The organism is Caulobacter sp. DWR3-1-2, from assembly GCF_049896225.1.
In the GTDB taxonomy this organism is placed as follows: Bacteria; Pseudomonadota; Alphaproteobacteria; order Caulobacterales; family Caulobacteraceae; genus Caulobacter.
In genome coordinates this window covers 128,124-155,027 of record NZ_JAFCTW010000002.1, presented here as the reverse complement: position 1 = coordinate 155,027, position 26,904 = coordinate 128,124, and the positions used below count along the sequence as shown (strand labels likewise).

The 26,904-nt window shown below is 67.4% G+C and carries 28 protein-coding genes and 1 riboswitch; of the genes, 17 read left to right on the top strand and 11 right to left on the bottom strand.

Features of this window, described 5'->3' with window-relative positions; all coding sequences use genetic code 11:
- Positions 1-15 precede the first annotated feature (15 nt).
- Positions 16-783, bottom strand: a complete 768-nt coding sequence (locus ACP696_RS03035; RefSeq protein WP_426012785.1) for a pseudouridine synthase — start codon at positions 781-783, stop codon at positions 16-18.
- 115 nt (positions 784-898) lie between these two features.
- On the opposite strand from ACP696_RS03035, the gene ACP696_RS03030 reads away from it, so the two are divergent.
- On the top strand, positions 899-1,201 hold the full coding sequence (locus tag ACP696_RS03030; RefSeq protein WP_426012784.1) for a hypothetical protein: 303 nt from the start codon (positions 899-901) through the stop codon (positions 1,199-1,201).
- A gap of 113 nt (positions 1,202-1,314) precedes the next feature.
- On the opposite strand, the gene ACP696_RS03025 is transcribed toward ACP696_RS03030, so the two are convergent.
- Positions 1,315-1,506 carry a hypothetical protein gene (locus ACP696_RS03025; RefSeq protein ID WP_426012783.1) on the bottom strand — a complete coding sequence of 64 codons (192 nt, stop codon included), beginning with the start codon at positions 1,504-1,506 and terminating at the stop codon, positions 1,315-1,317.
- A 19-nt stretch (positions 1,507-1,525) separates the two neighbouring features.
- On the opposite strand from ACP696_RS03025, the gene ACP696_RS03020 reads away from it, so the two are divergent.
- Positions 1,526-2,065 (top strand): hypothetical protein, encoded by a 540-nt coding sequence (locus ACP696_RS03020; protein WP_426012781.1) that lies wholly within the window; start codon positions 1,526-1,528, stop codon positions 2,063-2,065.
- 24 nt (positions 2,066-2,089) lie between these two features.
- Here ACP696_RS03020 and ACP696_RS03015 read toward each other — a convergent pair whose 3' ends face one another.
- From ACP696_RS03015 to pcaF, 3 genes are read right to left on the bottom strand one after another with little or no spacing between them, the layout of a single operon-like run.
- A complete protein-coding gene (locus ACP696_RS03015) occupies positions 2,090-3,637 on the bottom strand; it encodes a carboxylesterase/lipase family protein (protein ID WP_426012779.1) in 1,548 nt (515 codons plus the stop codon).
- Positions 3,634-4,251 (bottom strand): peptidylprolyl isomerase, encoded by a 618-nt coding sequence (locus tag ACP696_RS03010; RefSeq protein WP_426012778.1) that lies wholly within the window; start codon positions 4,249-4,251, stop codon positions 3,634-3,636. Before ACP696_RS03010 ends, ACP696_RS03015 begins: the two co-directional genes overlap by 4 nt.
- Before the next feature lie 59 nt (positions 4,252-4,310).
- Positions 4,311-5,513 (bottom strand): 3-oxoadipyl-CoA thiolase, encoded by a 1,203-nt coding sequence (gene pcaF, locus ACP696_RS03005; RefSeq protein WP_426012776.1) that lies wholly within the window; start codon positions 5,511-5,513, stop codon positions 4,311-4,313.
- Positions 5,514-5,634: 121 nt separating this feature from the next.
- Here pcaF and ACP696_RS03000 point away from each other — a divergent pair, with 121 nt between their 5' ends.
- Positions 5,635-6,066, top strand: a complete 432-nt coding sequence (locus ACP696_RS03000; RefSeq protein WP_426043439.1) for a GNAT family N-acetyltransferase — start codon at positions 5,635-5,637, stop codon at positions 6,064-6,066.
- Between the two features lie 144 nt (positions 6,067-6,210).
- Here ACP696_RS03000 and ACP696_RS02995 read toward each other — a convergent pair whose 3' ends face one another.
- Positions 6,211-7,848 carry a pectate lyase gene (locus tag ACP696_RS02995; protein ID WP_426012772.1) on the bottom strand — a complete coding sequence of 546 codons (1,638 nt, stop codon included), beginning with the start codon at positions 7,846-7,848 and terminating at the stop codon, positions 6,211-6,213.
- Positions 7,849-8,357: 509 nt separating this feature from the next.
- Here ACP696_RS02995 and ACP696_RS02990 point away from each other — a divergent pair.
- The 5 genes from ACP696_RS02990 to ACP696_RS02970 all read left to right on the top strand — a co-directional run bounded on the left by ACP696_RS02990 (position 8,358) and on the right by ACP696_RS02970 (position 13,349).
- Positions 8,358-8,528: a hypothetical protein gene (locus ACP696_RS02990; protein ID WP_426012771.1), complete on the top strand. Its 171-nt coding sequence runs from the start codon at positions 8,358-8,360 to the stop codon at positions 8,526-8,528.
- Positions 8,529-8,628: 100 nt separating this feature from the next.
- Positions 8,629-9,681 (top strand): sensor histidine kinase, encoded by a 1,053-nt coding sequence (locus ACP696_RS02985; RefSeq protein ID WP_426012770.1) that lies wholly within the window; start codon positions 8,629-8,631, stop codon positions 9,679-9,681.
- A 64-nt stretch (positions 9,682-9,745) separates the two neighbouring features.
- Positions 9,746-11,626 carry a transglycosylase domain-containing protein gene (locus ACP696_RS02980; protein WP_426012769.1) on the top strand — a complete coding sequence of 627 codons (1,881 nt, stop codon included), beginning with the start codon at positions 9,746-9,748 and terminating at the stop codon, positions 11,624-11,626.
- Between the two features lie 148 nt (positions 11,627-11,774).
- Positions 11,775-13,025 (top strand): IMCp domain-containing protein, encoded by a 1,251-nt coding sequence (locus ACP696_RS02975; RefSeq protein ID WP_426012767.1) that lies wholly within the window; start codon positions 11,775-11,777, stop codon positions 13,023-13,025.
- Between the two features lie 123 nt (positions 13,026-13,148).
- A complete protein-coding gene (locus ACP696_RS02970) occupies positions 13,149-13,349 on the top strand; it encodes a hypothetical protein (RefSeq protein ID WP_426012766.1) in 201 nt (66 codons plus the stop codon).
- Positions 13,350-13,352: 3 nt separating this feature from the next.
- On the opposite strand, the gene ACP696_RS02965 is transcribed toward ACP696_RS02970, so the two are convergent.
- Positions 13,353-14,024, bottom strand: coding sequence for an aspartate/glutamate racemase family protein (locus tag ACP696_RS02965; protein WP_426012764.1), 672 nt, complete (start codon positions 14,022-14,024; stop codon positions 13,353-13,355).
- On the bottom strand, positions 14,017-15,018 hold the full coding sequence (locus ACP696_RS02960; protein WP_426012762.1) for a D-cysteine desulfhydrase: 1,002 nt from the start codon (positions 15,016-15,018) through the stop codon (positions 14,017-14,019). The genes ACP696_RS02965 and ACP696_RS02960 overlap by 8 nt, the downstream gene beginning before the upstream one ends.
- Before the next feature lie 179 nt (positions 15,019-15,197).
- Here ACP696_RS02960 and ACP696_RS02955 point away from each other — a divergent pair, with 179 nt between their 5' ends.
- The 5 genes from ACP696_RS02955 (at position 15,198) to ACP696_RS02935 (ending at position 19,756) form a co-directional block, all read left to right on the top strand.
- Entirely contained in the window at positions 15,198-15,752 is a 555-nt protein-coding gene (locus ACP696_RS02955; protein ID WP_426012760.1) for a tetratricopeptide repeat protein, read from the top strand.
- A gap of 49 nt (positions 15,753-15,801) precedes the next feature.
- Positions 15,802-16,188, top strand: a complete 387-nt coding sequence (locus ACP696_RS02950; protein WP_426012758.1) for a hypothetical protein — start codon at positions 15,802-15,804, stop codon at positions 16,186-16,188.
- A gap of 20 nt (positions 16,189-16,208) precedes the next feature.
- Positions 16,209-17,057, top strand: a complete 849-nt coding sequence (ypfJ, locus tag ACP696_RS02945; RefSeq protein ID WP_426012757.1) for a KPN_02809 family neutral zinc metallopeptidase — start codon at positions 16,209-16,211, stop codon at positions 17,055-17,057.
- A 150-nt stretch (positions 17,058-17,207) separates the two neighbouring features.
- Positions 17,208-17,313: riboswitch (TPP riboswitch) on the top strand.
- Between the two features lie 71 nt (positions 17,314-17,384).
- Complete coding sequence (gene thiC, locus ACP696_RS02940) at positions 17,385-19,244, top strand: phosphomethylpyrimidine synthase ThiC (RefSeq protein WP_426012755.1); 1,860 nt, start codon at positions 17,385-17,387, stop codon at positions 19,242-19,244.
- 2 nt (positions 19,245-19,246) lie between these two features.
- Positions 19,247-19,756, top strand: a complete 510-nt coding sequence (locus ACP696_RS02935) for a hypothetical protein (RefSeq protein WP_426012753.1) — start codon at positions 19,247-19,249, stop codon at positions 19,754-19,756.
- Here ACP696_RS02935 and ACP696_RS02930 read toward each other — a convergent pair.
- The gene (locus ACP696_RS02930) at positions 19,753-21,222 is read right to left on the bottom strand and encodes an MFS transporter (protein WP_426012752.1); all 1,470 of its coding nucleotides are present in this window, start codon (positions 21,220-21,222) and stop codon (positions 19,753-19,755) included. The genes ACP696_RS02935 and ACP696_RS02930 overlap by 4 nt on opposite strands.
- A gap of 76 nt (positions 21,223-21,298) precedes the next feature.
- On the opposite strand from ACP696_RS02930, the gene ACP696_RS02925 reads away from it, so the two are divergent.
- Both ACP696_RS02925 and ACP696_RS02920 read left to right on the top strand, forming a co-directional pair.
- On the top strand, positions 21,299-21,601 hold the full coding sequence (locus tag ACP696_RS02925; RefSeq protein ID WP_426012750.1) for a UvrB/UvrC motif-containing protein: 303 nt from the start codon (positions 21,299-21,301) through the stop codon (positions 21,599-21,601).
- A 50-nt stretch (positions 21,602-21,651) separates the two neighbouring features.
- Entirely contained in the window at positions 21,652-22,005 is a 354-nt protein-coding gene (locus tag ACP696_RS02920) for a DUF1428 domain-containing protein (RefSeq protein ID WP_426012749.1), read from the top strand.
- Positions 22,006-22,452: 447 nt separating this feature from the next.
- On the opposite strand, the gene ACP696_RS02915 is transcribed toward ACP696_RS02920, so the two are convergent.
- On the bottom strand, positions 22,453-23,331 hold the full coding sequence (locus tag ACP696_RS02915; protein ID WP_426012747.1) for a transglutaminase family protein: 879 nt from the start codon (positions 23,329-23,331) through the stop codon (positions 22,453-22,455).
- Between the two features lie 91 nt (positions 23,332-23,422).
- On the opposite strand from ACP696_RS02915, the gene ACP696_RS02910 reads away from it, so the two are divergent.
- Complete coding sequence (locus ACP696_RS02910; protein ID WP_426012745.1) at positions 23,423-24,649, top strand: putative DNA modification/repair radical SAM protein; 1,227 nt, start codon at positions 23,423-23,425, stop codon at positions 24,647-24,649.
- A complete protein-coding gene (locus tag ACP696_RS02905; RefSeq protein WP_426012744.1) occupies positions 24,649-26,127 on the top strand; it encodes a UdgX family uracil-DNA binding protein in 1,479 nt (492 codons plus the stop codon). The genes ACP696_RS02910 and ACP696_RS02905 overlap by 1 nt, the downstream gene beginning before the upstream one ends.
- Here ACP696_RS02905 and ACP696_RS02900 read toward each other — a convergent pair.
- The gene (locus ACP696_RS02900; RefSeq protein WP_426012742.1) at positions 26,124-26,786 is read right to left on the bottom strand and encodes a TetR/AcrR family transcriptional regulator; all 663 of its coding nucleotides are present in this window, start codon (positions 26,784-26,786) and stop codon (positions 26,124-26,126) included. The two genes, ACP696_RS02905 and ACP696_RS02900, sit on opposite strands and share 4 nt — an antisense overlap.
- Positions 26,787-26,904: the final 118 nt, after the last annotated feature.

The window sequence follows — 26,904 nt, the reverse complement described above, 5'->3', positions numbered from 1 at the left end:
TCGCCGGGCCGGGGGTCAACGTCCGGAGGCGATCAGGCTGGTGCGTTCCTCCGTGCTCAGCGGCCGCCAGCGGCCCTCGGGCAGGTCGCCCAGCAGCAGATCGCCGATGCGGATCCGCAGCAGATCGACGACGACCAGCTCGACCAGCTCGCACATCCGGCGGATCTGGCGGTTGCGGCCTTCGGTCAGGATGAACTTGAGCTGCTGGCGGCCCACCACCTCGACCCCGGCCGGGCGCAGGGCGCGCTCGTCCAGCTCCAGCCCGTGCCGCAACAGGGCGAGTTTTTCGTCGGTGATCCAGCCATCGACCCAGACCAGATATTCCTTTTCGAGCTCGGAGGCCGGGCCGATCACCGCCTTGGCCACCACCCCGTCCTCGGAGAGGATCAGCAGGCCGCGCGAATCCATGTCCAGGCGTCCCACCGGAGCCAGCTTGTTGTCGAAGCCGGGGATCACGGGGCTCTGGCCGTACAGCGCCTCGCGGGTCAGCAGGCGGACGGCTGGAACCTGGCCGGTGTCGGGCTGGGCCGAGACGATGCCGATCGGCTTGTGGATCATCACCGTCAGGGCGCCTTCCAGCTGCGCCTGGGCGCGGTCGGATAGCACCAGGGTCTGGCCCGGCTCGATCTTGCGGCCAACGTCGTCGACTCGCAGGCCGTCGATCGACACCAGGCCCTGGCTGATCAGCGCCTCGGCCTCGCGGCGCGAACAGACGCCGTTCTGGGCCAGCCAGCGGTTGACGCGCTGCGGCTCGGCTTCGTCATAGAGGCGGGTCCAGGCCATGGCGGGGCGTCCAGAGGAGTGAGCGGGCCTGTCTAGGGCCGCGAGGCGGGTCTGGGCAACCGCCATGGGACCTTGGCCGTTTCAGGGGCCGTGAAATCTGGCTTGGAGCACCCCGATGACCGACCGCGTCGCCAACGAGACCGCCCTGACGGAGGTCATGGAGTTCATGGCCAGCCCCCCCGCTAGGGACACCCCGGAGGACGCCCGGTTCGGGCAGCGTTTGCTGCAGGTCTTGGCGGCCTCGATCGTTGATGGTCCGCTCGACGAGGACGACCCCGTTTGCACGGCCGAACTGACGCTGGACGCGGATCTGAGAGCCCGGCTGGAAAAGGCGTCGCTCGAGCGAAACCATAATGCGTTCGGCGGCTATGCCGACGGCATGGGACCGACCTTGGGCGGTGGACTGAATAAGGAATAGGACCCCGCCCTAGAGCACTTCCCGACCTGACTGCGTCAGGCCGTGAGCTCTAGTTTTTTGTTTTGACGCATTTTTTTTCAGGCGAACCGGAACCACTTCGCTCGAAAAATGCCCTAGACCTTGCCGCCGGGACTGTTCTTGAAGGTGTCGCCCACCTCGGCGGCGTCGCCGCCGTCGGGACCCGCCGTGCGGCGTTCCTTGTGACCGGTCTTCACCGTGTCGTGCTCGGAGACCAGCCCTGGGCGGTCGCCAAGGGGTAGGGCGGCATTAGCCTCGCGGCCGGGGCTGTTGATCTTGTCGGCCATGTTGGCTCCTTGCCAATGCATGGAAAGGAAAGCCTTCGACGCGGCCCTGAGTTCCGACCTTGACCGCACGGAACACCACGGCGGCGTCGATCGTTGCGAGGCCATGGCGCGCAAGCTCAAGGTATTTTCCTGGTCCGACGGCCTCCACGACTACACGGTGGCCACGACGTCGCGCGCCAAGGCCCTGGAGGCCTGGGATGTCGGCCACGACCTGTTCAAGGACGGCACGGCCAAGGCGGTCGAGACGGGCGCCGCTTTCGACGCCGCGGTGGCCACGCCAGACACGGTGATCACCCGGCTCGCCGGCGGACTGAGCGCGGCGCTGAAGGCCCTGCCGGCCAAGGCCCGCCGCAAACCCTCCAAGGCGGAGACCGCGCGGGCCGAGGCGCTGGCCGGGCTGCGGGCCGAACTGAAGGCGCTGGAGGACGAGGCCGAGGCCTCCGAAGTGGCCTTCGCCGAGCGGCGCGGGACGCTGGAGGCCGAAGAGGCGGCGGCCAACGAAGGCTTTGCGACGCGGCGGGCGGCCCTGGAAAATGCGATCAAGGCGGCGGCAAAGTAGGTCCTCCCCCACAGGGGCAGGATTTTACTTCCCCACGCTCTCCAGCAGCCGCAGCCGGGCAATGTCCGGATCGGCCACCAGCCGCGTCTCCGGCCCGATCAGCATCTTCTTCGGCGACGTCTCAGGCGTGTAGGCGGTCCACGGTGGCAGGCCCGGGCCATTGGGGTCGCCAGACCGCGCGAAATTCACCCAATAGGACGACATCTGGTCGGCCACGCGGCGATCGACGGCGTCCACCGTCCAGGTCTTGAGGATCTCCGGGTGGTCGAACACATAGACGATGTCGGCCGAATGGAAGGCGCCGAAGCTCTTGCCGCGATTGTTCGCCCCGAACCAGTCGTCCGGCGTCTTGGGCGCATGGTCGAAGCGGTAGACATAGACGGGCGCCTTGCCTGTGCGGGACTGGGCCGTGGCCCAGCGCCAGGTTGGCAGGCCCATCCACAGGTCGCCGGCATACATGACCCGCGAGGCCTGGGCCGTGGCGGCCGGATAATGCGCCAGGGCCTCGCCGACCCGCGCGCCAAAGCGCTCGGCCAGCACCTGCTGCAGGGCCTTGGCGCCAAACACGCCGCCTTCCATCAGGCTGCCCTCGTCATGGTTCCAGCCGACCAGCAGCGGCACGTCCGACTGCTGGTGAACGTCGAAGGTAGCGGGGGCGGAGGCCGGAAGGATCCAGCCGTCGAGGACGGGGCCGAAGTTCAGGCCGGTGTCGGGCGCGACCCATAAGGCCAGGATCTCGGCCGACGAGCGGCCGCGCAGCTGGGCCAGGGTCTGGCCGCCCAGGGCCTTGCCGAACGCCACGCCCACCGCCTCGCCCTGGGCCAGGGTCTTGTCATCGCCCAGCATGCCGAAGGCCGAGCCGCTCTCGCCGATGGCGCGGTGAAACAGGCCCTTGGCCTGGGGCGAGATCATCAGTCGGCTGACGGCGTCTGATCCCGCCGACTCCCCGGCGATGGTGACGTTGTTCGGGTCGCCACCGAAGGTCTTGGCGTTGTCGCGCACCCAGCGCAGGGCGGCGATCATGTCGGCCAGGGCCTGGTCGCCGCTGGCGTGGTTCGGCGATTCGGCCGTCAGTTCGGGATGGGCCAGGAAGCCGAAGGCGCCAAGGCGATAGTTGATGGTCACCACCACCACGCCCTTGCGGGCCAGGGCCGCGCCGTCGTGACGCGGCTCGGCGCCCGACCCCGCGCCATAGCCGCCGCCGTGGATCCAGAAGAACACCGGCAGGGCCTGGCCCGGCTTCGCGGCGGTGCTGACGTTCAGATATAGGCAGTCCTCGCTCATCGACGGGGTGAAGGGGTCAAGGTCGGCGTAGCGCTTGGGCTGCAGGCAGTTGGGGGAGAAGGCGTCAGCGGGACGCACGCCGGTCCAGGGCTGGACGGGGGCCGGCGGCTTCCAGCGGCGCTCGCCGGTCGGCGGGGCGGCGTAGGGCAGGCCCCTGTAGACGCGCACGCCGTCAGGCGCGGCGGGGGTGGCGGCGATCTCACCGCCAGTGACCTTCAAGGTCTGGGCGGCGGCGGGTGTGGCCAGCAACGCCAGGACCAGCAAGGGCAGGGCGAAGGCGCGGATCATGCGGCGGCCCGTTTCATGCTGAGGATTTGAACCGGGGGGTTCAGGAACTCGCCCTTCATCGCCGGCACGGGAGCGGGACCGTCGCTGCGTAGGGCCAGGATCGTCTTGACGATCGCCAGGCCCTCGACGACCTGGCCGAACGCCGCGAAGCCCTGGTTGTCGCCAGGCGCGCCCGGATGGGCGTCGAGATAGGGCAGGGGATTGGCGCAAATGAAGAAGTCGGCCGTGGCGGTGCCGGGCGCATTGCGAGTGATCGAAATCGTCCCGGCCTTGTGCTTCAGGCCGGTTGTCCGCGTGCTTTCATGGGCGATCGGGGCGAAACGCCGGGCCCGAGCTGCGGGTCCGCCCTGGATCGTCCCCGCGCCCTTGACGCCCTTGGTGCGCGCCGCCCGATAGATCGTGCCGCCGTCGTATTTGTGGGCGTCCACATAGCGCAGGAAGTTGCCGGCGGTGATCGGGGCCTTGGCGGTTTCCAGCTCGACCACGATGGCGCCGTGATTGGTCTGGATGACCACGCGCGGCTTAGCTGTCGCCGCCAGGGCGTCTAGGGGACTAGCCGCCAGCAGTCCGGCGGCGCCCAGCAGGCTTCGACGGCGGATCGTTGCGCTGTCCATCTTGGTCCTCCTTGATCTTCCACGATGCTTAGCGCGTGGGGAGAGGAAGAGGCGAGGCCCTAAACGCGCTCTACGACCATGGCGATGCCTTGGCCGACGCCGATGCACATGGTCGCCAAGCCATACCGGGCGCCGCGCCGGTGAAGTTCCTCGACCAGGGTCAGGCCCAGCCGCGCCCCGCTCATGCCCAGGGGGTGACCCAGGGCGATCGCGCCGCCGTTGGGGTTCACGTGGTCGCCGTCGTCGGGCAGGCCCAGGTCGCGCAGCACGGCCAGGCCCTGGGCGGCGAAGGCCTCGTTGAGCTCCACCACATCGATATCGTTGATCGACAGGCCCAGCCGGGCCAGCAGCTTGCGCGTCGCCGGCACGGGGCCGATGCCCATGACCCGGGGCTCGACCCCGCCGGCCGCCACGCCCAGCACCCGGGCGCGCGGCGTCAGGCCGTGGGCCTTCACGGCGGCCTCGGAGGCGACGATCAAGGCGGCGGCGCCGTCATTGACGCCCGAGGCGTTGCCGGCGGTGATCGTGCCGTCGGGACGGACGATGGGCTTCAGCGCCGACAGCGCCTCGATGGTGGTGGTGCGCGGGTGCTCGTCCTTGCTGACAACCACCGGGTCGGCCTTGCGCTGGGGCAGGGTGACGGGGACAATCTCGGCGTCGAAACGGCCGCTGGCCTGGGCGGTGGCGGCGCGGGCCTGGCTGCGCAGGGCGAAGGCGTCCTGGTCGGCGCGGCTGACGTTCCAGTCGGTGGCGACGTTCTCGGCGGTCTCGGGCATGGAATCGACGCCGTAAGCCTTGCGCATCGCCGGATTGACGAACCGCCAGCCGATGGTGGTGTCGAAGATCTCGGCGTTGCGCGAGAAGGCGCTGTCGGCCTTGCCCATCACGAAGGGCGCGCGGCTCATGCTCTCGACGCCACCGGCGATCATCAACTGGGCCTCGCCCGACTTGATGGCCCGCGCGGCCACGCCCAGGGCGTCCAAGCCCGAGCCACACAGCCGGTTGATGGTCGACCCGCTGGCGGTCGCGGGCAAACCGGCCAGCAGGGCCCCCATGCGGGCCACGTTTCGGTTGTCCTCGCCGGCCTGGTTGGCGCAGCCCAGCACCACGTCGTCCAGCGCGCCCCAGTCGACGCCGCCGTTGCGGGCCATCAGCGCCGCCAACGGGATCGCCGCTAGGTCGTCGGCCCGTACGCTCGACAACGCCCCGCCGTAGCGGCCGATCGGCGTGCGGATGGCGTCGCAGATGAAGGCGTCGGTCATGGGCGGTGGCTTTCGAACGGGTGTTTGACACACCCTAGCCACCCTCGGCGTGGGATCAAGATCAGTCCTCGCAGCCACCTCCCCCGTTTCATGGGTGAGGAGATCTGGGCTAGCGTCTCCCATGACCTTCACCCCCGTGATCCGCGAGACCGACAAGCCGTCGCTAGCCTCCTATCAGCAAGGCCTGAAGGTCCTGCGCGCGACCACGACCGACGCGGTCGGCCCGCCCGACAACCACGACTTCGCGCTATTGATCACGGGGCCCGGCGACACGACGGTGCGCGGCGGCCTGTGGGGACAGTCGCGGTGGGGCGCGTTCTATGTGGACATGCTGGTGGTGCCCGAGGACTTGCAGCACATGGGCATGGGCACGAGCCTGATGCAGCGCGCGGAGACCGAGGCCCGCGGGCGCGGCTGCCACCTGATGTGGCTCGACACCTACGCCTTCCAGGCCCGCCCGTTCTACGAACGCCTGGGCTTCGAGGTGTTCGGCCAACTGGACGGATCGGAACCGATCTATCCGCGCTGGTTCATGCGCAAGGTGCTGGCCTAGAGCATTTCCCGACCTGACTGCGTCAGGCCGTGAGCTCTAATCTTTTGTTTTGACGCATTTTTCTTCACGCGAGCCGGAACCACTTCGCTCGAAAAATGCTCTAGCGTTTGGGGACACGCGCCTGCGCGTGTCCCCATTCCAAACCTAAGCCCCCAGATAGCGGATCAGCGCCGCCATGTTTTCGATATAGGCGCCGGTAGAGATGCCCGGCTTGGGCACGTCGGCGATGTAGGGCGAGGTGTCGGTGGGATCGCCTACGCGGGTCGTGGAGAACTCGCCCGGGGTCACGGTGTTCGAACCGTCACCGATATAGGGGTTGCTGACCGCCTTCATCTCGGTCGGCCACCAGCCCTCGGCGTTGAGCTCGGCCATCAGCTTGGCGGCGTCGGCGTCGGTGGTCCTGTCGCTGGTCTTCAGGGCGCCGACATTAAGGTCGGACACCGAGATGTCCTTGGTGGTGAAGTAGCGGGGCAGGGGACGGCGGCCGCCCTTCAGCGGCGAGTCCTTGCTGGCCACCTCGGGCGGGGTGGCCTTCAGCGCGGCGTAGCGCTTGCGCAGCTTGTCGATATTGACCGCCCGGAACGACGAGTAGTGGACGATCGTGTTTTCCCAGTGCTTGTCGACGAAGTATTCGCCGTTGAACACGTTGGAGCCGCGGCGGTGCACGTACAGCGGGTCGCCCGTGCCGATCTCGATGAAGGTGGGGTAACGCGGCTTGCCCGGAGCGATCTTGTCATTGAGCTTCAGGCTGGCCAGCCAGTCGATGGCTTCCGGAACGCGAGCCAGGTACTTCGGGTCGCCCGTCAGCTGGTAATAGTCCATCAGGTTTTCGAGGTTGCCGGCCGTGGTGTGGCTGGCGAAGGCCTTGGGCTCATAGGTGCGCGCGCCGGCCGGCTTGAGGTCGGCCACGGTGTGCTGCAGGCCCCAGCCCGGTTGCGGCTGCGGCTGCTGGGCGGCGATATAGATGTCCATGGCGCGTTGGATCGGGTCCAGCACCCGCTTGTCGCCCAGGGTCTGCCAGACCATCAGCAGGAACTTGATGTTCTCGTCGACGACGCCGTCATTGAAGGTGATGTAGCCGGTATAGTCCGGATGGCTCTTGTTCTCGAAACCACCCGATAGCGGGAAGCGCTGGGGCCAGCCACCGTTCGGATACTGGCTGTCGAGGACGAACTTGATGGCCTTGTCCAGAGCAGGCTTGAAGGCCTTGTCCTTCTTTTCCATGTAGATGCGCAGCACCAGCTGGCAGCTCTCGGCGGTGCCCTCGTCGTCGAAGGTGGCGTTGCCGTAATAGTGCTGGAATTCTTCAAGCCGCCAGCCGTTCTTGCCAATGGTGTCGTACCACTTCTGCAGCGACGCCGGCCCGGCAAGGTCGCCCATATAGTTCCAGCCGCCGGCTGGGTGCTGGATCTTGATCAGCGCGCCGGCGGCCTTGGCGGCGGCTTGGTAATAGTACTCGTCGCCGGTCGCGTGATAGGCGTCGAGGAACAGGTGACCCATGGTCGCCGTGCCGGGCGGCTGGACCCAGATCATGGTTGGGAAGGCTTCCATCTCGCCGAACCGGCGCGAGAAGTCGGGCAGATAGCTCCAGACATAGCCGCCCTCATGGGCGGCCTTCTCGGCCATGAAGGTCGAGGCCTTCTTCATGGTGGCTAGCACCTGGTCTTTCGACGGCGCCACGCCTTGGGCCAGGGCCCTCAGCGGGGCCATGGCGGCGGCGACGGCGAAGGTGGCGGTGGTGGTGGCGAGCAGGCGGCGGCGCGTCAGCGGGCTTAGCGGCATGGGTGTGACTCCGAGGGATCCCAGGCGTCAGGCCCGCGACGCTAGGGCGCGGCGATCTGGGCGTGGAGGCGGAGCGTGAGGGCTCATAAGCCTTCTGGTCCCCTGGTTTCCTCCTGGTCCGCGTCGCCGATACCTTTGCCGCCGTTGGTCGGCGCGTTGTTCGAGAAGTTATGATACCGGTGTCATGACTTGACCAGTGTCTTTTGACATAGCAAGGTTAGATGACGCCGGCGTCATCCTGTGACAGGTCGCCGCGTTGCACGTCGGCTCGTGCTCGGCGAGAACGGGCCATTGGTTTTTGAGGCGACACCGCCGCGCCAGATTTGGCAGCCCGCGACGCCGTCCTGTTGGGGAACAGGACGACGGCCCCAGGTCAGCAATGACCTGGGGCCGTTTTGATTTTTCTGACACCGGTGGCAGGGCTAAGGCGCTGTATTTGCGTGAATTTACACTGTTATGCGACCAGTGGTCACATAGGACGGCCCGTTCATCCCCCGTAAATATTCGCCATGCCTAGCCAACATGATCACTTGAACGAGGCCGAGCGCCTGGAGCGGCAAGCCGAGATCGCCGACAGCGATCACGCTCGCGACGCCCTGCGACGCATGGCCCAGACCTCACGCCTGTCGGCCGCCTTGGTCGGCATGCTGGAAGCCAGTCGGGAAGACCATCCGGGCTGACCCGCCTCGCCCACGCTTTCAGATAAACCGCGTCTCGATACATGCATCGCTTGAATTGCCGCGCCAGCCGGTGATCATGGGCGCGTGCAGGGAGACCCGGGTGGCGGACGAGGGATCGGACAAGGCCGTTCTGGAACGCGCGGGGGCCTATTTCCTCAGCGTCGTCGAGGCCAGCCGCGATTGCATCCGGGTGATCAGCGCCGATGGCTTCGTCGAATACATGAACGCCCAGGGTCAGGCCCTGTTCGAGATCGACGATTTCGAGGGCCGCAACCGCCGTAAATACTGGCCCGACATGTGGCCCGGCGACAGCCGCGCCCAAGTCGAGGCGGGCCTGCTGCGCGCGATGGCCGGCGAATCCAGCGCCTTTCGCGCCTTCTGCCCGACCGCCAAGGGCGAGCCACGCTGGTGGGACACCACCGTCTCGCCGATCCTGGAGGCTGGCCGCGTGACCCGGGTGCTGGCCACCTCGCGCGACGTCACCGGCGAGATGCGTTCCGAGTCGCAGCGCCAACTGCTGGTCAATGAGCTGAACCACCGGGTCAAGAACACCCTGGCCACCATCCAGTCGATCGCCAGCCAGTCGCTGCGCAACGCGGGCGTCGACGTGGCCGTGCGCTGCGCGTTCGAGGGGCGACTGATGGCCATCGCCGCGACACACAATGTGTTGACCGACAAGAACTGGTCCGCCGCCAGCCTGCGCCAGATCATCGACGGTTCGGTGACCCCCTATCGCGGCCAGGCCGGCCAGCTGACCATCACAGGCGAGGACCTGATGGTCTCGCCCAAACCGGCTGTCTTGATGGCTCTGGCCTTTCACGAACTGGCGATCAACGCCCTGAAGTACGGCGCCCTGTCGGTGGAGAGCGGCCATGTCGATATCCACTGGGCGGTGGAGGGCGGCGATCGGCTGAACATCGACTGGACCGAGCAGGGCGGTCCCGCCGTGCGGCCGCCCGAGCGGCGCGGTTTCGGCTCGCGGATCGTCGAGCTCGCCTTACCAGGCGAGTTGGGCGGCCAGGTCGAGGTCGACTATCGCGCCGAGGGTTTGCACTGCCGAATCAGCTCGCCGCTGTCGGCCTTGAACAAGGTCGACGCCTTCATGCAGTTACCGGCCGAGGCGGGAAGTTCGCGCGACGGACGGCGCGAATGAACCCCCAGCCTCTCAACCCGTTCTGCAAGCTTGAGCGGCGCTGAGCCGAGGAGGCGCGTCGCTGATGATCCCTGAGGACTGGAACGCCCGGCTGAAGGCGGCCTGGCTGGCCTTGAGCGCCTTTGTGGTCCGGCATCGCATCCTGGTCGGCGCAGCGACGGGCGCCTTGCTGCCGCTGTTGATCCTGCTGGTCTGGTTGGGGGCGAGCCTGCCGATCTCGCGGGCCCTGGAACCCTTGCCCAGCCGGGCGATCATCCTGCTCGACAACCAGGGCCAGCCCTTCGCCCGGCGCGGCGCCTACAAGGAGGCGCCGGTGGTCATCAAGGCGCTGCCCAAGCACGTGCCAGCGGCCTTCCTGGCTATCGAGGACCGGCGCTTCTACCACCACCTTGGCATCGACCCGATCGGCATCACCCGGGCCTTTGTCGTCAATACCAAGGCCCATCGCACGGTGCAGGGCGGCAGCACCATCACCCAGCAGTTGGCCAAGAACGCCTTCCTCAAGCCCGAGCGCAGCCTGCGCCGCAAGGGCCAGGAGGCGATGATCGCCCTGTGGCTGGAACTGCGGCTGTCCAAGGACCAGATCCTGTCGCGCTACCTGTCCAGCATCTATTTCGGCGACGGGGTCTATGGCCTGGGCGCGGCCGCCCGGCACTATTTTGGCAAAGCCCCAGAGCAACTGAGCATCGGCGAGGCGGCGATCCTGGCCGGGATTGTCAAGGCGCCGGTCGATCTGGATCCCGTCGATCATCCCGAGGCGGCGGGCCGCAGGGCGCGGCTGGTGCTCAACGCCATGGTCGAGACCAAGGTGATCACGGCCCAGCAGGCCAAGGACGCCGGCCATGTCAATGTCCAGGTCGCCCGCGCCGCCTTGCCCGTTGGAGGCTATTTCGCCGACTGGATCTCGCCCCAGGTGAAGTCGGCCTTCGATGGCGCGGCCTATGGCGAGGTCCGCGTGCCAACCACCCTGGACAGCCGGCTGCAGCGCCAGGCCGAGCAGGCGGTGGCGCGGGTGCTGAAGGCGTCGGGCAAGGCCAAGGACGGCCAGGTGGCGCTGGTCGCCATGCGGCCCGACGGCAAAGTGGTGGCGATGGTCGGGGGGCGCAATTACCGCCAGAGCCCGTTCAACCGCGCCGTTCAGGCCCAGCGTCAGCCGGGCAGCGCCTTCAAGCTGTTCGTCTACCTCGCCGCCCTGCGCGACGGCGCCACGCCGGACAACCTGGTGGTGGGCGAACCGGTGACGATCGGCGGCTGGACGCCGGCCAATTACGAGGGCGGCGGCGGGCGCGATCTGACCCTGCGCGACGCCTTCGCCCAGTCCAACAACATCATTGCCGCCCGGGTGTACCAGCAGGCCGGCGGCGAGGCCGTGGTGCGGGCGGCGCGCGACCTGGGGATCACCTCGCCGCTGCGCGAGGACGACGCCACCCTGGCTCTGGGCACCGCCGAGACCAACCTGCTGGAGTTGACCAGCGCCTACGCAGCCGTGGCGTCCGGCCAGATGCCGATCCAACCCTACGGTCGTCCGCTTGCCGCACCGATCCAGACGAAACCGCTGGAGCCGGCGATGCGGGCCGAACTGCTCGACCTGATGGGGGCCGTGGTCCAGGAAGGCACCGGCCGCGCGGCGCGGTTGCCGCAGCGGGCCTATGGCAAGACCGGCACCACCCAGGACTACCGCGACGCGCTCTTTGTCGGCTTTAGCGGCGACCTGGTGGTCGGGGTGTGGGTGGGCAATGACGACCACTCGCCGATGAATCGCGTGGTCGGCGGCGACATCCCGGCCCGGATATGGAAGGATTTCATGACCAGCGGCCTGAAGGCGGGCTTGATCGCGAAGGACAGCGCGCCCGAGGGGCGCCTGCACGATGTTCCAGACGAGAATCGCGAGGTGGAGCATCCGCGCCATGTCCCGAAATGGCTGCGGCGGATCTTCGGCCTCTAGGATTTTGCCCGGACGAGCGGAATTCTGGACAGGTCCGAGCCTTGCTCCCAACACCCTGTCGCGACCCAGAATGGGACGCTTTTCGGACACGCATCGGGGGCGCGTCCGCGAGGTGCGTGGCGGCTTGGTCGGAAAAAAGGCGTTGAGTATGAACCCGAAGACAATCCTTCTGGTCGGAGCCGCGAGCTTGACGTTCGCCGCCTTGGCGCCGGCCTCGGCCGCCTTGGCCGACGGCTATCCCGCGCACGTCACACCCATCACCCGGCCCGCGCCCAAGCCGGCGCCCGCTCGCAAGCCCGCGCCCCGGCCGTCCGCCCGGGTCAAGGTCGTCGAGCGCCCGGTCTATATTGAAAGGCGGGTCGAAGTGCCCGTTGACCGTCCCGTCTATGTCGATCGCCCGGTAGACCGCATCGTCGAGAAGCGGGTCGAGGTTCCGGTCGTCAAGATCGTCGAAAGGCCAGTCGACCGTCCCGTCTATGTCGATCGCCCGGTCGATCGCATCATCGAGAAGCGGGTGGAAGTGCCCGTGGACCGCCTGGTCTATGTGGACCGTCCCGTCGATCGAGTCATCGAGAAGCGGGTCGAGGTGCCCGTGGTGCGCGTCGTCGAAAAGCGCGTCGAAGTGCCCGTGGATCGTCCTGTCTATGTGGACCGCCCCGTCGATCGCATCATCGAGCGCCGCGTGGAAGTGCCGATCGATCGTCCGGTCTATGTCGATCGTCAGCAGACGGTCGTGCGTCCCGGCTGCGACTGCGACGATGACCGCGCCCATGATGATCGTGGCTATCGGGATCGCGGGCAGACCTATGGCCAGGTCGCCCAGGGCTTTGAGCGCTCGGAACAGACCTACGAGTCCAGCTCGGAACGCTACAGCGAGAGTGGCGGCTATAGCGACCAGGGCGGCGCGCTCGCCGGCGGCGGCTACTATTACGGCGGCACAACGGCCCGTACCGGGCTCGGCGGCGGCTGGGTCGGCGGCCAGTCCAGCTACGGCGGTCAGGCCTATGGCGACCATAGCTACGACCAGTCCAACTATGGCGGCCAAGCCTACGGCGGCCAAGCCTATGACGGCCGGTACCAGTCCGGCTATGGCGGCGGCCAATCCTACGGCGGCGGCTCGGCCTATGGCGCCGGCCTGGCCACCGGCGCGGCCCTGGCTTATGGCGCGACTCGCGGTCGCGGCGGCCAGTCCTACGGTGGCGGGGCCTATGGCGGCGGCCGCGCTTGGTCGGGCGGCGGGACCAGCGCCTCGGCCAGCAGCAGCGCCAGCGGTAGCGCGTCGTCCAGCGTCTCGGTGTCAGGCGGCGGCCGCTACGGCGGCGGCGGGCATGGCGACGGCCACGGCGGCGGCTCGACTGGAGGCTCGACCGGCGGCCAAGGCGGCTGTTGCGGCCATTAAGGCCGAAAGTAGCGCCTTCGCGCGCAAACTGTACTGCTCTGCATAGGCGCGGTGGCGGAATCGGGCATCAATGGTCCGTAGGGGGATCATTACGGCGTTGGGGCCGGCGATCAGGAGTAGGCCATGGATTCGATCCTGGTTGTCACCAAACCGTTCGACTGGGCGGTCGAACGCGAAGGCCAGGTGCTGTCGCGCCATTCAAACCAGGAGGCCGCCTATAAGGCCGCCCTCGACTATGCCAGCGCGCTCTTTGACGAGGGAGTCCGCGCCCAGGTGGCCATCAAGGCCGAGGCTCGCAGCTTCGCCCATCTCGACGGCGAATAGCGCCTAATCAGCGGCCAGGCACACCGCGACGCAGCGTTTGGCCAAGGCCTCCGTCGCGTCGATGAACGGCACGCTCAGATCGGCCGCGCCCATTACCAAAGGCACTTCCGTGCAGCCCGCGACGACGACCTGCGCGCCCTTGCCGACCAAGCGGTGGGCTAGGGAGGCCATGGTTTCGCGGCTGTCGGGACCCAGGTCGCCGTGTTTGACGCGATAGAGCAGGGCCATGAACTCCACCTGCTCGTGATCGTCCAGGGTCACGGCCTCCAGCGCCTGATGCGAAAAAGTGCGGCGATAGAGGGCCAGGGCGCCGTTTGTGCCCAGCACGCCGACCCGCTCGGCCCCCGCGGCCTGGGCGGCGAGCCCGGCAGTCTCGATCAGATCGACCAGGGGCAGGCCGCTGGCCTTCACCTCGGCCGCATAGGCATGGGCGGTGTTACAGGCGATGGCCAGCACCTGGGCGCCGGCGTCGCGCAGGCCCACGGCCATTTCGGCCAGCACCGGGCCGGCGGCGTCGTCGCTGTTGTTGCGGTCGGGAACCTTGGGGTTGATATCGACCAGCACCCGCAGGTGATCCTGCTCGCGGTTGACCGGCGTTGCGGCCTGCAGCTTGGCCAGGAAGTCCAGCGTGGCGGCGGGGCCCATGCCGCCGAGGACGCCCAGGGTCTTAGACAAGCGCCGCCTCCATCTCGCTCTGGTACCCGAACAACCCCTGGGCGCCGCCGGTGTGCAGGAAGACCACCCGCTCGCCCGCGAACGCGCCCTTGCGGGCCTGGTCGATCAGGCCCTTCATCGCCTTGCCGGAATAGACCGGGTCCAGCAGCAGGCCCTCGGTGCGGGCCGCCAGGGTCAGGGCGTCGATGACGCCCTGGTCGATGAGGCCATAGCCGGCGCCGACATAGTCGCAGTCGGCCACCACCATTTCGCGCGTCACCCGGCCCGCTGCGCCGATTGTCTCGGCGGTGGCGACGGCCAGGTTGAAGACGTTCTCCTCCTGCCTGGCCTTGGGCGCGCGGACGCCAAAGCCAAGGATGGGGACGTCCACGCTGAGCGCCGCGAAACCGGCCACCAGGCCCGCATGGGTGCCGGCACTGCCGGTGGCTGTGACCAGGCGATCGATCTTCAGGTCCATCGCGTCGGCCTGGACCACCAACTCGCGGGCGCAGTCGACATAGCCCAGGGCGCCGACCGTATTGGAGCCGCCGCCGGGGATGACATAGGGCTTGCCGCCGCGCTGACGCACTGCCTCGGCCGAGGCCTCCAGCTCGGCCACCATGTCGGTCCCGCCCGGCACGAAGCGGATCGAAGCGCCCATGAGCCGGTCGAGCAGGACGTTGCCGTTGCCGACGTAGTCCGACGCCTTGGAGCCTGTGCGCTCCTCCAGGATGATCTCGCTCTTCAGGCCAAGGCGCGCGCCGGCGGCGATGGTCTGGCGCACGTGGTTGGACTGCACCGCGCCCTGGGTGACCAGGGTGTCGGCGCCCTGGGCCAGGGCCTCGCCGAGCAGGAACTCCAGCTTGCGGGTCTTGTTGCCGCCGCCGGCCAGGCCGGTGCAGTCGTCGCGCTTGACCCACAGGTCGACGCCGAGCTCGGCGCCCAGGCGGGGCAGGGGCTCCAGCGGCGTGGGCAGGTGGGCGAAACGGGCGCGGGGGAAGCGGGCCAGGTGCATGCGAGGCGTCTCTGCTGAGGGAACCGGCGGTCGTCGATCCACCTACAGCCTCGCGCGCAGTCGTGCTATGGTCGGGCGCAGAAAAGCACGGCCCGGCGTGGCTTCCTCGTGAAGTCGGGCACGCGACGGCCCCCCGCCGCGCCCTCGCCAGAAGGCCGCGCGCCTTTGGGAGGAACGCCATGAGTTCGATCCGGTCCACCGTCCTTGTCGCCGCTGCGGTCCTTGCCGCCGGAACCGCCCACGCCTCGACCCTGATCATCGGCGGCGGCGCGGCCAAGGACTGTTCCAACGCCGCGCTCAACGGCCGCGCCGACAAGGCTTCGGTCACCACCTGCACCGTTGCGTTGGACATCGAGACCCTGAACTTCCGAGACAGGGCCCGCACCTATGTCAATCGCGGCGTGCTCTACATGCGCCAGCGGGACTTCAACGGCGCTGTCAGTGATTTCGACTCCGCTTCCAGGATCGATCCGAACCTGGGCGAGGCCTTCGTCAATCGCGGCGCGGCCTTCGTCGGAACCCAGCGCTATGATGAGGGCTTGAGCCAGATCGACCAAGGCCTGGCCCTGGGGGTCAAGGATCCGGAAAAGGCGTATTACAATCGCGCCATCGCCCATGAGAACCTCGGCGACGTCACGGCCGCCTACCGCGACTATTCCAAGGCGTTGGAACTTGATCCCGCCTGGGATGCGCCGAAAAAGGAGTTGGCGCGTTTCACCGTCAAGCGACCTTGACCACGACGCCTTGCGCGCCACGATCGGGACCTCGAAACTGGAGCGCGAGATGAGCAAGGCTCGATTTTGGGCGACGACCGCGATGGCGGCCTTGGCCGTCGGCGGCCCGGCCCTGGCGCAGGTCGACCTGCGGACCTTGCGCGATCAGAACCTCATCGTGCAGCAACAGGATATCGCCCAACAGAACGCCTTGGGCGCGCAGCGCGAAGCCGCCGCCGCCCAGGGCCGTTTTTCCACCCAGCTGACCCTGCGCGACCTGGCGCTGACGCCAACCACGCCGGTTTCGCCCAGCCTGCGCCCGACCCTGCCGGCTGCTCCACCGCGCGGAGCCTCGGCCGACGACTATGCCGCCCAGGCCGAGCGCATGGACCGCTTGACCGACGCCCGCTTGGCGCAGAACAGCGCCCGCCTGAGCGCCATCAGGCCTGCTCAATAATCAACACGGAGAACGATCGCATGGAATGGGGTGGGGGACGCCGCTCGGGCAATATCGAGGACCGTCGCGGTCTGGGGCCGGTCGGCGTGGCCGGCGGCGGCATTGGCGCGGTGGTGCTGGCGATCATTGGCTATTTCGTGTTCGGCGTGCCGCCGGAAACGACGATGAACGCCGTCAATGGCGCTCAGCAGCCGGCCGCCCAGGAGGGCGCTCGCGGCCAGGTGACGGACCAGGAAGGCCAGTTCATCGACGTGGTCGAGACCTCCAACGATGACGTCTGGGGTCCGGTCCTGGCGCGGCACAATATCAAGTACACGCCGCCCGAGGCGGTGGTGCTCTATGACCAGTCCACGGCCACCGGCTGCGGCACGGGCCAATCAGCCATGGGGCCGTTCTATTGCCCCGCCGACCACAAGGTCTATCTGGACCTGGCCTTCTGGAAGGAGCTTGAGACACGGTTCGGCGCCAAGGGCGAGTTCGCCCGTGCCTATGTGATCAGCCACGAGATCGGCCACCACGTCCAGACCCTGACCGGCGCTTCCGACCAGGCCCAGCGCATGGGCGCGCGCGGCGCGGAGAGCGGCTCGGTGCGTCTGGAGCTTCAGGCCGACTGCTATGCCGGCGTCTGGGCCAAGCACGCGCCGGAAGCCTCGGGCGGCAAGATCGCCATCAACCGCGCCGACATCGAGGACGGCCTGGGCGCGGCCGCGGCGGTCGGCGACGACGCCATCCAGGAACAGACCCAGGGACGGGTGATGCCCGACAGCTTCACCCACGGCTCCTCGGCCCAGCGCATGAAGTGGTTCGGCAAGGGCTATGACGCCGGTGATCCCGGCGCCTGCGACACGTTCTCGGCGGGAACGCTCTAGGCGCGTTGCGTCCTTCGAGGCCCGGCTCCGCCTCGCATCTCACGATGAGGACTTCAGAGCCACAGAGCTCCTCATCCTGAGGTGCCCGCGCAGCGGGCCTCGAAGGACGCACGGCCGCCCTTGACCCCCGCGTCAACCGGCCTAGTGTCCCCCTGTTCACCGGGGGGTCGCTTGCGCGGCTGAGATTGGGCGTAAGCCCTGACCCGTCGAACCTGATCCGGGTCATGCCGGCGAAGGGAGGGAACGCGGTCTTGGCGAAAACCAAGCTCGCACACCGACTTAGCGCGACACGTCCGGGTCTCCTTAACGCTTGAGGAGCGCCCGACCATGAATATTCAACTGCCCATCAAAGACGCCCCCCTTCTTAAGGAAAAGATTGGCGGCGCGATCCCGACGGGCGAGCGCCCTGGCAGCCGCAAGGTCTACCAGGCCGGCAGCCTGTTTCCCGACATCCGGGTGCCATTCCGCGAGGTGGCCGTCCACCCCAGCGCCAACGAGCCGCCGGTCACCATCTATGACCCGTCGGGCCCCTACACTGACCCCCATGCGGTGATCGACATCGAGAAGGGCCTGGAACGCTCGCGCGAGCCGTGGGTCATCGCCCGAGGCGACTGCGACCTGGTGCTCAACCCCCGCGAGGTGAAGCCCGAGGACAACGGCTTCGCCCAGGGCAAGCACCTGGCCCCGCAGTTCATGGCCAAGCGGCCGATCTTCAAGGGTCGCGCCGGCCAGAAGGTCACCCAGCTGGAATACGCCCAGGCCGGGATTATTACCGCCGAGATGGAATATGTCGCCATCCGCGAGAACCTGCGCCGCGAGCAGGACCGGCCTTGCGTACGCGATGGCGAGGACTTCGGCGCGTCGATCCCCGACTTCGTGACGCCCGAGTTCGTCCGGCAGGAAGTGGCGCGCGGCCGGGCCATCATTCCGGCTAATATCAACCACGGCGAGCTGGAGCCGATGGCGATCGGCCGCAATTTCCTGGTCAAGATCAACGCCAATATCGGCAATTCAGCGGTGCTCAGCACCGTCGCCGACGAGGTCGACAAGCTGGTCTGGGCCACCCGCTGGGGCGCCGACACGGTGATGGACCTGTCGACCGGCCGCAACATCCACAACATCCGCGACTGGATCATCCGCAACAGCAGCGTGCCGATCGGCACGGTGCCGATCTATCAGGCGCTGGAAAAGGTCAACGGCGTGGCCGAGGACCTCAACTGGGAAGTCTTCCGCGACACCCTGATCGAACAGGCCGAGCAGGGGGTGGACTATTTCACCATCCACGCCGGCGTCAGGCTCCCCTTCATCCCGCTGACGGCGAAGAGGGTGACGGGCATCGTCTCGCGCGGCGGCTCGATCATGGCCAAGTGGTGCCTGGCCCACCACAAGGAGAACTTCCTCTACGAGCGGTTCGAGGACATCTGCGAGATCATGCGCAGCTATGACGTGTCGTTCTCGCTAGGCGACGGCCTGCGTCCAGGCTCGACCGCCGACGCCAATGACGAGGCCCAGTTCGCCGAGCTGCGCACCCTGGGCGAACTGACCAAGGTGGCCTGGAAGCACGGCGTGCAGGTGATGATCGAAGGGCCGGGCCACGTGGCCATGCACAAGATCAAGGCCAACATGGATGAGCAGCTCAAGCACTGCCACGAGGCCCCCTTCTACACGCTCGGCCCGTTGACCACCGACATCGCCCCTGGCTACGACCACATCACCTCGGCGATCGGGGCGGCGATGATCGGCTGGTTCGGCACGGCCATGCTCTGCTACGTGACGCCCAAGGAGCACCTGGGCCTGCCCGACCGCGACGACGTCAAGACCGGCGTCATCACCTACAAGCTGGCCGCCCACGCCGCCGACCTGGCCAAGGGTCACCCCGGCGCGGCCATGTGGGACGACGCCATCAGCCGGGCGCGGTTCGAGTTCCGCTGGGAGGATCAGTTCAACCTGGGCCTTGACCCCGAGACCGCCCGGGCCTTCCACGACGAGACCCTGCCCAAGGAGGCGCACAAGACCGCGCACTTCTGCTCGATGTGCGGTCCCAAGTTCTGCTCGATGAAGATCAGCCACGAAGTCCGCGAATTCGCGGCGGGACTAGCGCCGAACTCCATCGAGCAGGGCATGGCCGAGATGAGCGACAAGTTCCGGGAACAGGGGTCTGAGATCTATCTGAAGACGGAGGTTTAGGGATGTTGGCCTTGATCCTGACGGCGGCGGTTCAGGCCGCCGCCTCGGCCGACGCCGACCCCTTGGCGCTGGCGCGAAAGGGGATGCAGCAGTGCTATGCGCCCAACCTGTCGGCCAAGACCTGCCAGTCCCTCGCCGGCTATGTCTTTAAGGCCGACGGGACCATCATCAACACTGCCGAGGTGCTGATCGCGTCGTCGCCAGTGGTGACACTGAAGACGGCGGAACCGGTGATCGTGAAATCGGGCGCGGTTTGCGGCCAGTTCTCGGATTTCCATGACGCGGAGGTTTTTGTGGGCGGGAAGACGGCCGATCCGGCTGTATCCGCCAAGGTGCGCGAGCAGCTTTTGGCAGCCATGGCCCCCATTCTCGGCAAGGAAATCTGCACCTACTATCTGCAGGGAAATGGGGCGATGTCGGCTTCGGCCACGCTCGATGGACAGCCGGCGCCTGCGATGACGACCACCGTGCTGTGGATCGCGCCAACGGACGGATATAGCGTCCGTCCCTAGTCGAGCGAAGAACGGTCGGGATGGGCGGGCGTTGGGGCCAAATCAGTAAGCGGCCCCACCGTCCGCGCCCGCCCGCTGAGTTCCGAGCCCGCGTCCCGGTCCAGCCGCAGATAGACGGGCAGAGCCAGCAGGGTCACCACCCCGATCGCCATATAGGGCCAGACGAAGCGCTCGGGCGTCAGGTGGGCGCCGTGGCCGCGGGCCAGGTGCAGCATCAGGCCGCCGAAGCTGACGCCAAGGGCCAGGCCCACCTGCTGGGCGACCGCCGACAGGGTTGAGGCCGCGGCGATCTGGGCCTGGGGCACGTCGGCATAGGCGATGGTGTTGGCGGCGATGAACTGGTTGGAGCGCGCGAAGCCGCCAAGGAACAGGGTTCCAGCCATCAGCAGCATCGGCGTCTCAGGCCGAAAGAAGCCCGGCGCGGCGGTCAGAATCGCGGTCGCGGTGACGAACACCGCCAGCGAGGTGCGGAAGCCGAAGCGCTTCAGGCCGGCGGCGGCGAACGGGCGGGCGATTAGTACGCCGACGCCCGTCCCTAAGGTCACCATGCTGGCCTTCAGGGGGCTCCAACCCAGGGCTACCTGCAGCAGCAGCGGCATCAGGAACGGGCTGGCCCCGATGCCCAGCCGCACGAAGGCCCCGCCCACCAGGCTGGCGCGGAAGGTGCGATATTTGAGCAAGCCCAGGTCGAGGATCGGCTTGGGCGTCACCTTGGCCTTGCGCAGGTAGAGCCAGCCCGATCCGATCGCCAAGGCTAGCACCAGCGCCACGCCCCACAGCGGCAACAACGACAGTCCCGCCGTCTCGGCCACCACCACCAGGCCGCTGATCGCCACGGCCGACAGGGTGAAGCCCAGCCAGTCGAAGCGGCCCATCTCCTGGGGTTGGCTCTTGGGCACGAAGCGCATCACCGCCGTCATGCCCAGCAGGCCGATGGGGACATTCAGGTAGAAGATCCACGGCCAGGCGGCGACGCTCAGCACCAGGCCGGCCAGGGGCGGGCCGACCAGCGGGCCGATCAGGGCCGGCATGGTGAACCAGCCCATGGCCTTGATCAGCTTGTCCTTGGGGGTCGCACCGACAACGATCAGCCGCGCCACCGGCGTCATCATCGCCCCACCGATTCCCTGGACGATCCGCGAGGCGACCAGGGTTTCCAGGCTGCGCGACAGGCCGCACAGGGCCGAGCCGGCCAGGAACACCACCATGGCGGTCATGAACACCCGCCGCGCCCCGAACCGCTCCGCCGCCCAGCCGCTGGCCGGGGTGAACACCGCCAGGGCCAGGATGTAGGAGGTCAGGGCCAGCTTCAGGTGGATGGGGTCGACGCTGAAGGCCCGGGCCAGGGTAGGCAGGGCGGTCGACAGGGCGGTGGAGTCGATGAACTCCATCAGCAGCGCGCTGGCGACGGCTAGGGAGATCAGGCGGGTCCCGCGAACGGGCGCTTCGGGCTGCACGAAAGACACGGCTAGGGCTTACGCTTGGCGTTCGCCGATCTCAAGCCTGGCGCGTTATGGTCGTGAACCGCCGCCGGAGCCCGCGATGCCGTCCCAAACCCACCTGTCCGAGCTGGAGGCGGAGATGGCCCAGGCTGTCGCGGCCGAGGACTTCGAAACCGCCGCTGCCCTGCGCGATCGCATCGACCTGATCCGCCGCGACCTGCGGGTGATGGAGCAACCGGAGGCCGGCGCGCCCCAGGCCTCCTACCTGAAGCGCCAGGAGCCGGGAAAGATGGGACTGGGCACCAACCAGTCGAGCTATGTGCCGCCGGAGGGCTGGATCCCGCCCAAGAAGCCGGATCCGATGACGGCGGGGCACTCGAAGGGCGGTCGGCGGTTGAAGTAGGAGCGACCCCGCCTCGCACGTCCTTGGTCAACACAGCAAAGGAGAACGTCATGTCTTATGTCGACGGTTTCGTGATCGCGGTCCCCAAGGCCAAGATCGAGGCTTACAAGGAAATGGCTCGCCTCGGCGGCCAGGTCTGGATGGAATACGGGGCCCTGTCCTACGTCGAGTGCTTCGGTGATGACGTGCCCTACGGCGAGGTCACCTCGTTCCCGCGCGCGGTGCAGGCCAGCGAGGACGAGGTCGTGGTGTTCTCGTGGATCACCTATCGCGACAAGGCCGCCCGCGACGAGATCATGGCCAAGGTGATGGCCGACGAGCGCCTGAAGGGCTACATGGCAAACATGCCGTTCGACGGCAAACGGATGATCTTCGGTGGCTTCGAGGCGTTCCTGGAACTGTGACTCAACGCCCGGGGCGGGGATCGAACGTGCGTCGTCCCGGGATCTTCAGGCAGTCGGCGTCCGGCTTCTGGCCGTGCTGGGGCTTGGCGACGGGATAGGGCAGGTGGGCGCCGCTCAGCTTAGAGCGCGTTTGGTTTACACAGATGCATCGCTCCTATTCCCCGTCTTCCCGGCGAAGGCCGGGAGCCAGATTGATCCAGAGCCTCTCGTGGTTTCACCTGGGCCCCGGCCTTCGCCGGGGAGACGGAAGATTTTGAATGCCGATTCAATCTGAGCCAGAGTCGCGCTAGAGCATTTCCCAACCTGACTGCGTCAGGCCGTGAGCTCTAATCTTCTGTTTTAACGCATTTTTCTTCAAGCGAACCGGAACCACTTCGCTCGAAAATGCTCTAGCCTGGTGTTCGAAAGACTTGATCATATCGGTCCTCCCTTGTGTTTTTCTTGTCTTCAGGCCGCCGCGCTGAGGCCATCCAACAGTCGCACCTCGACCGACACGTTCAGCTTGGCCTCGCCCGGATCGTCCAGGATGGTGCCCGAGATCGGCTTGGCCTCGCTGGGGGTGCGGGTATGGGCCACCAGAATGAGGTCCGGCGACTCCGCCAGGCCGTTGGTAGGGTCGAACTCGGTCCAGCCCAGGCCGGGAAGGAAGACCTCGCACCAGGCGTGGGTGGCGCCCGCGCCCCGCAGGGCCGAGCTTGGTCCGCTATAGATGTAGCCCGTGGCGAACACCGCAGCATAGCCTAGCCGGCGCAAGGCCTCGACCATCAGCCAGGCGAAGTCGCGGCAAGTGCCGCTGCCCAGGCTGATGGTCTCGGCGGGCGCTTGCGTACCGGCCTCGGGCCGGGCTTGATAGGTAAAGTGGTCGTGGATCGTGCGGTTCATCCGCAGCAGGAAGTCGATCGCCGGCTCGTCGGGCCGTTCCATCTGCTGGCGCAGCCAGCGCAGCAGCAAGCGGTCGTCGTCGTCGGTGGCCGGGGTGATGAACGGGTTCAGCACCGCCCGGTCCTCGCGCGAATAGACGATGGGCGAGATGGTGTGAGGATCGTCGATCTGCAACGATGTGAGGGGCGCGGGAAAGCGGTCGATGATCAGGCGGCTGGTGATGGTCAAGCCGTCGGCCTCGCCACGCGGGGTGAACCAGCAGACGCAGTTGCCAACGGCGTCGTAGGTCCAGCGGGTCTCGCCGGGCAGGGAGGTTTGCAGCGACGCCTTGACGATGCGGATGGCATGGCTGTCGCGCGGCCGGATCAGCAGCCGGTGAGCCCCGAACCCGACCGGCCGGGCGTAGGCGTACCGCGTTTCATGAAGGATGCCGAGCCGCGCCATGGGCCAAAATAACCCGAGGAAACCCGCTTCGTTCCGTCACAGCCAGGTGATCGCAGTCGACAGAACAAAATAAGAACAATAGGATAGGGGAATGGCTATCCTCGATCTGAAACGCAAGCTCGCCATCCTCTCCGACGCGGCGAAGTACGACGCTTCCTGCGCCTCGTCGGGCGCCCAGAAGCGAAACTCGACGGACGGCAAGGGCGTTGGCTCGACGGAGGGGATGGGCATCTGCCACGCCTACGCGCCGGACGGGCGGTGCATCAGCCTGCTCAAGATCCTGCTGACTAACTTCTGCATCTATGACTGCGCCTACTGCGTCAACCGGGTGTCGTCCAATGTCACCCGGGCGCGATTCACGGTGAAGGAGGTCGTCGACCTCACCCTGAACTTCTACAAGCGCAACTATATCGAGGGGCTGTTCCTGTCGTCGGGGGTGATCCGCACCGGCGATTACACGATGGAAGAGATGGTGCGGGTGGCCAAGAGCCTGCGGCTGGACCATGACTTCCGCGGCTATATCCACCTGAAACTGATCCCCGAGGCCTCGCCGGAGTTGGCGGCTGAGGCGGGGCTGTATGCCGACCGGGTGTCGATCAATGTCGAGCTGCCGCTGGACGAGAGCTTGGCGGCCTTGGCGCCGGAGAAGGACGCAGCCGGCATCAAGAAGGCCATGGGCCGCATGCGGCTGGCCATCGAGGATCGCAACGAGCCCGTCAAGGTCGGGCGCGCCAAGCCTCGCAAGTTCGCCACCGGCCAGTCGACCCAGCTGATCATCGGCGCCGACGCCACCAAGGACGGCGACATCTTGGCCCGCAGCGCGGCGCTGTATGGCTCCTACCAGCTTAAGCGCGTCTACTATTCGGCCTTCAGCCCTATGGCCGACAGCAGCGCCCGCCTGCCGTTGATCCGCCCGCCGCTGGTGCGCGAGCACCGGCTCTATCAAGCCGACTGGCTGATGCGGTTCTACGGTTTTAGCCAGGGCGAGATCGTCGCGCCGGGCGAGGACCTGGATCTGACCATGGACCCCAAGACCGCCTGGGCCCTGCGAAACCGGGGCGACTTCCCGGTGGACGTCAACACCGCCGATCGCGAGACCCTACTGCGCACGCCGGGCCTGGGGACCAAGGGGGTCGACCGCATCCTGCTGGCCCGGATCCAGACGCGGCTCACCCTGGAAGACGTCAAGCGCGTCTGCGGTTCGGTCAAGCGCGCCAAGCCGTTCATCGTCACCGCCGACTGGACGCCAGGAGCCGCCACGGACGGCGCGGGCCTGCGGGCGTCGCTGGTCGAGCCACAGCAGCTGAGCCTGTTCTGATGCGGGTCGTGCGGCTGGAGTCCGAGATCGATTTCGACGGCTGGCGCGACGCGGCCCGGGCGCTGCGGGCCGAAGGCGTGGCGCCGGAGGCGGTCGTGTGGACGGTGGAGCGGGACCTGTTTGAGGGCGCCGGTTCTTTCCCTCCCCATAAAGGGGAGGGAAGGGCGCCTGAAATAGGAGAGGGAAGAATTCTTAAGGTCCCCGCCGCCTTCGTCGATCTCGCCAAGACTGTCATCCTTCACCGCTCGCCCGAGCGCCTGTCGCTGCTCTACCGCATCCTCCACCGCCTTGAGGCCCAGCCCAAGCTGCTGGACAACCCCGCCGACGCCAATGTCGCCAAGGCCCGCGACATGGCCAAGAACGTGGGCCGGGCGATCCACAAGATGCACGCCTTCGTCCGCTTCCGCCTGGTGGAGGACGTGACGCCCGAGACCTTCGTCGCCTGGTTCGAGCCTGCCCACCGGGTCACCGAGGCGGCGTCGCCGTTCTTCGCCCGGCGGTTCGCCAACATGAATTGGTCGATCCTGACCCCCGACGCCTGCGTCCACTGGGACCGCAGCTTCCTGACGATGTCGCCCGGCGCCGATCCGGCCGACGCGCCGTCGCAGGATGCCCAGGAGGAGATGTGGCGCACCTATTACGCCTCGATCTTCAACCCGGCCCGGCTGAACCCGGTGATGATGAAACAGGAGATGCCCAAGCGCTATTGGCGGAACCTGCCGGAGGCGGCGCTCATTCCGCAGCTGATCGAGCAAGCCCAGAACCGGACCGATCTGATGGTCACCGCCCAACCGACCAAGCCCTCGGAACGGGTGCTCAAGGCCGCCTTGCGCCATAGCCGCGATGGCTCTTACGGCGAGAGCAACCTGGTGAACCTGGAAGAGGTGGCCGCCGGGGTGCAGGTCTGCCGCCGCTGCGACCTGTGGCGCGACGCCACCCAGGGCGTGCCGGGCGTCGGGCCGGCCCTCCTGAGTGGAAGAGGGGCCAATCTGATGATCGTCGGCGAGCAGCCGGGCGACCAGGAGGATTTGCAGGGCGCGCCCTTCGTTGGTCCCGCCGGCCAGCTTTTGGCCAAGGCCATGGCCGAGGCCGGCGTCGTTCGCGCCCAGACCTTCGTCACCAACGCCGTCAAGCATTTCAAGCACGAGCCGCGCGGCAAGCGGCGGATCCACAAGACCCCCGACCGGGGCGAGGTCCAGGCTTGCCGTTGGTGGCTCGACGCCGAGCGCCGGCTGGTAGCACCCAAGGTGATCCTCGCCTTGGGCGCGACGGCCGGACTGGCGGTGTTCGGCAAGGCCGTGCCGATCGGCCAGAGCCGGGGCCAACCCCAACCGCTGAGCGACGGCGGCCAGGGCCTGGTCAGCTGGCATCCCTCCTACCTGCTGCGCGTGCCCGACCCCGACGCCAAGGCTCGCGCCTATGCACAGCTGGTCGAGGACTTGAAGCAGGCCTGGACGCTGGCGACAGAAGAGTCCTAGGCCGCGAAGCCCGCTTCGGCGAAGGCCAGCATGCGGGAGAGCAGCGCTTCGACGTCGGCCTCGCTGGTCGTGCCTTCCGACAGTACGTTCAGGCGGTCGAACTCAGCGAAGCGGTTGTTGTGCAGCATGCCCAGGGTGAAGTGCAGCCGCCAGTAGATCTGCTCGGCCGGCAAGTCTGGACGCGCCTTCAGCAGGGCGTCGGAGAAGCGGCGCAGGTGGGTGACGTCGGTCTGCAGCACCTTGCGGATCTCATCGGTGCCCTCGCTGCGGGCCCGGATCAGGAACTGCAACGAGATGCGGCGCTCATGGTCGGGCGCCAGCCACGTCAGCGGCGGGGTCAGAAGAGCGGCCAGGATTTCGCGCACCGGGGGCGAACCCGCGTGGCGGTCGATGGCCTCGTGCAGCTTCTTGGCCCGTTCGCGGTTCAGCTCGACCGTGCGGCGACGGAAGATCTCGTAGATCAGAGCGTCCTTGGAGCCAAAATGATAGTTCACCGAGGCCAGGTTCACCCCCGCCGCCGCGGTGATGTCGCGCACCGACACGTTCTGGAAGCCGTGCAGCGCGAACAGACGCTCGGCGGCCACGAACACCAGGTTCTTGGTGACGGCCTCGTTGTCGATGCTCTCGATGTCGGCCTCGGGCGCTTGGGCAGCGGCCACGGCCTCGCTCTTCGGACTCACTGACGGTATCCCCCTTTACCTGCGGGGAAGTCTTACGGCCGTTCGAAATTGGCGCAAGCGTCAAGATGGGCGGTGGGCGGAGGAAAGTGACGGGCGC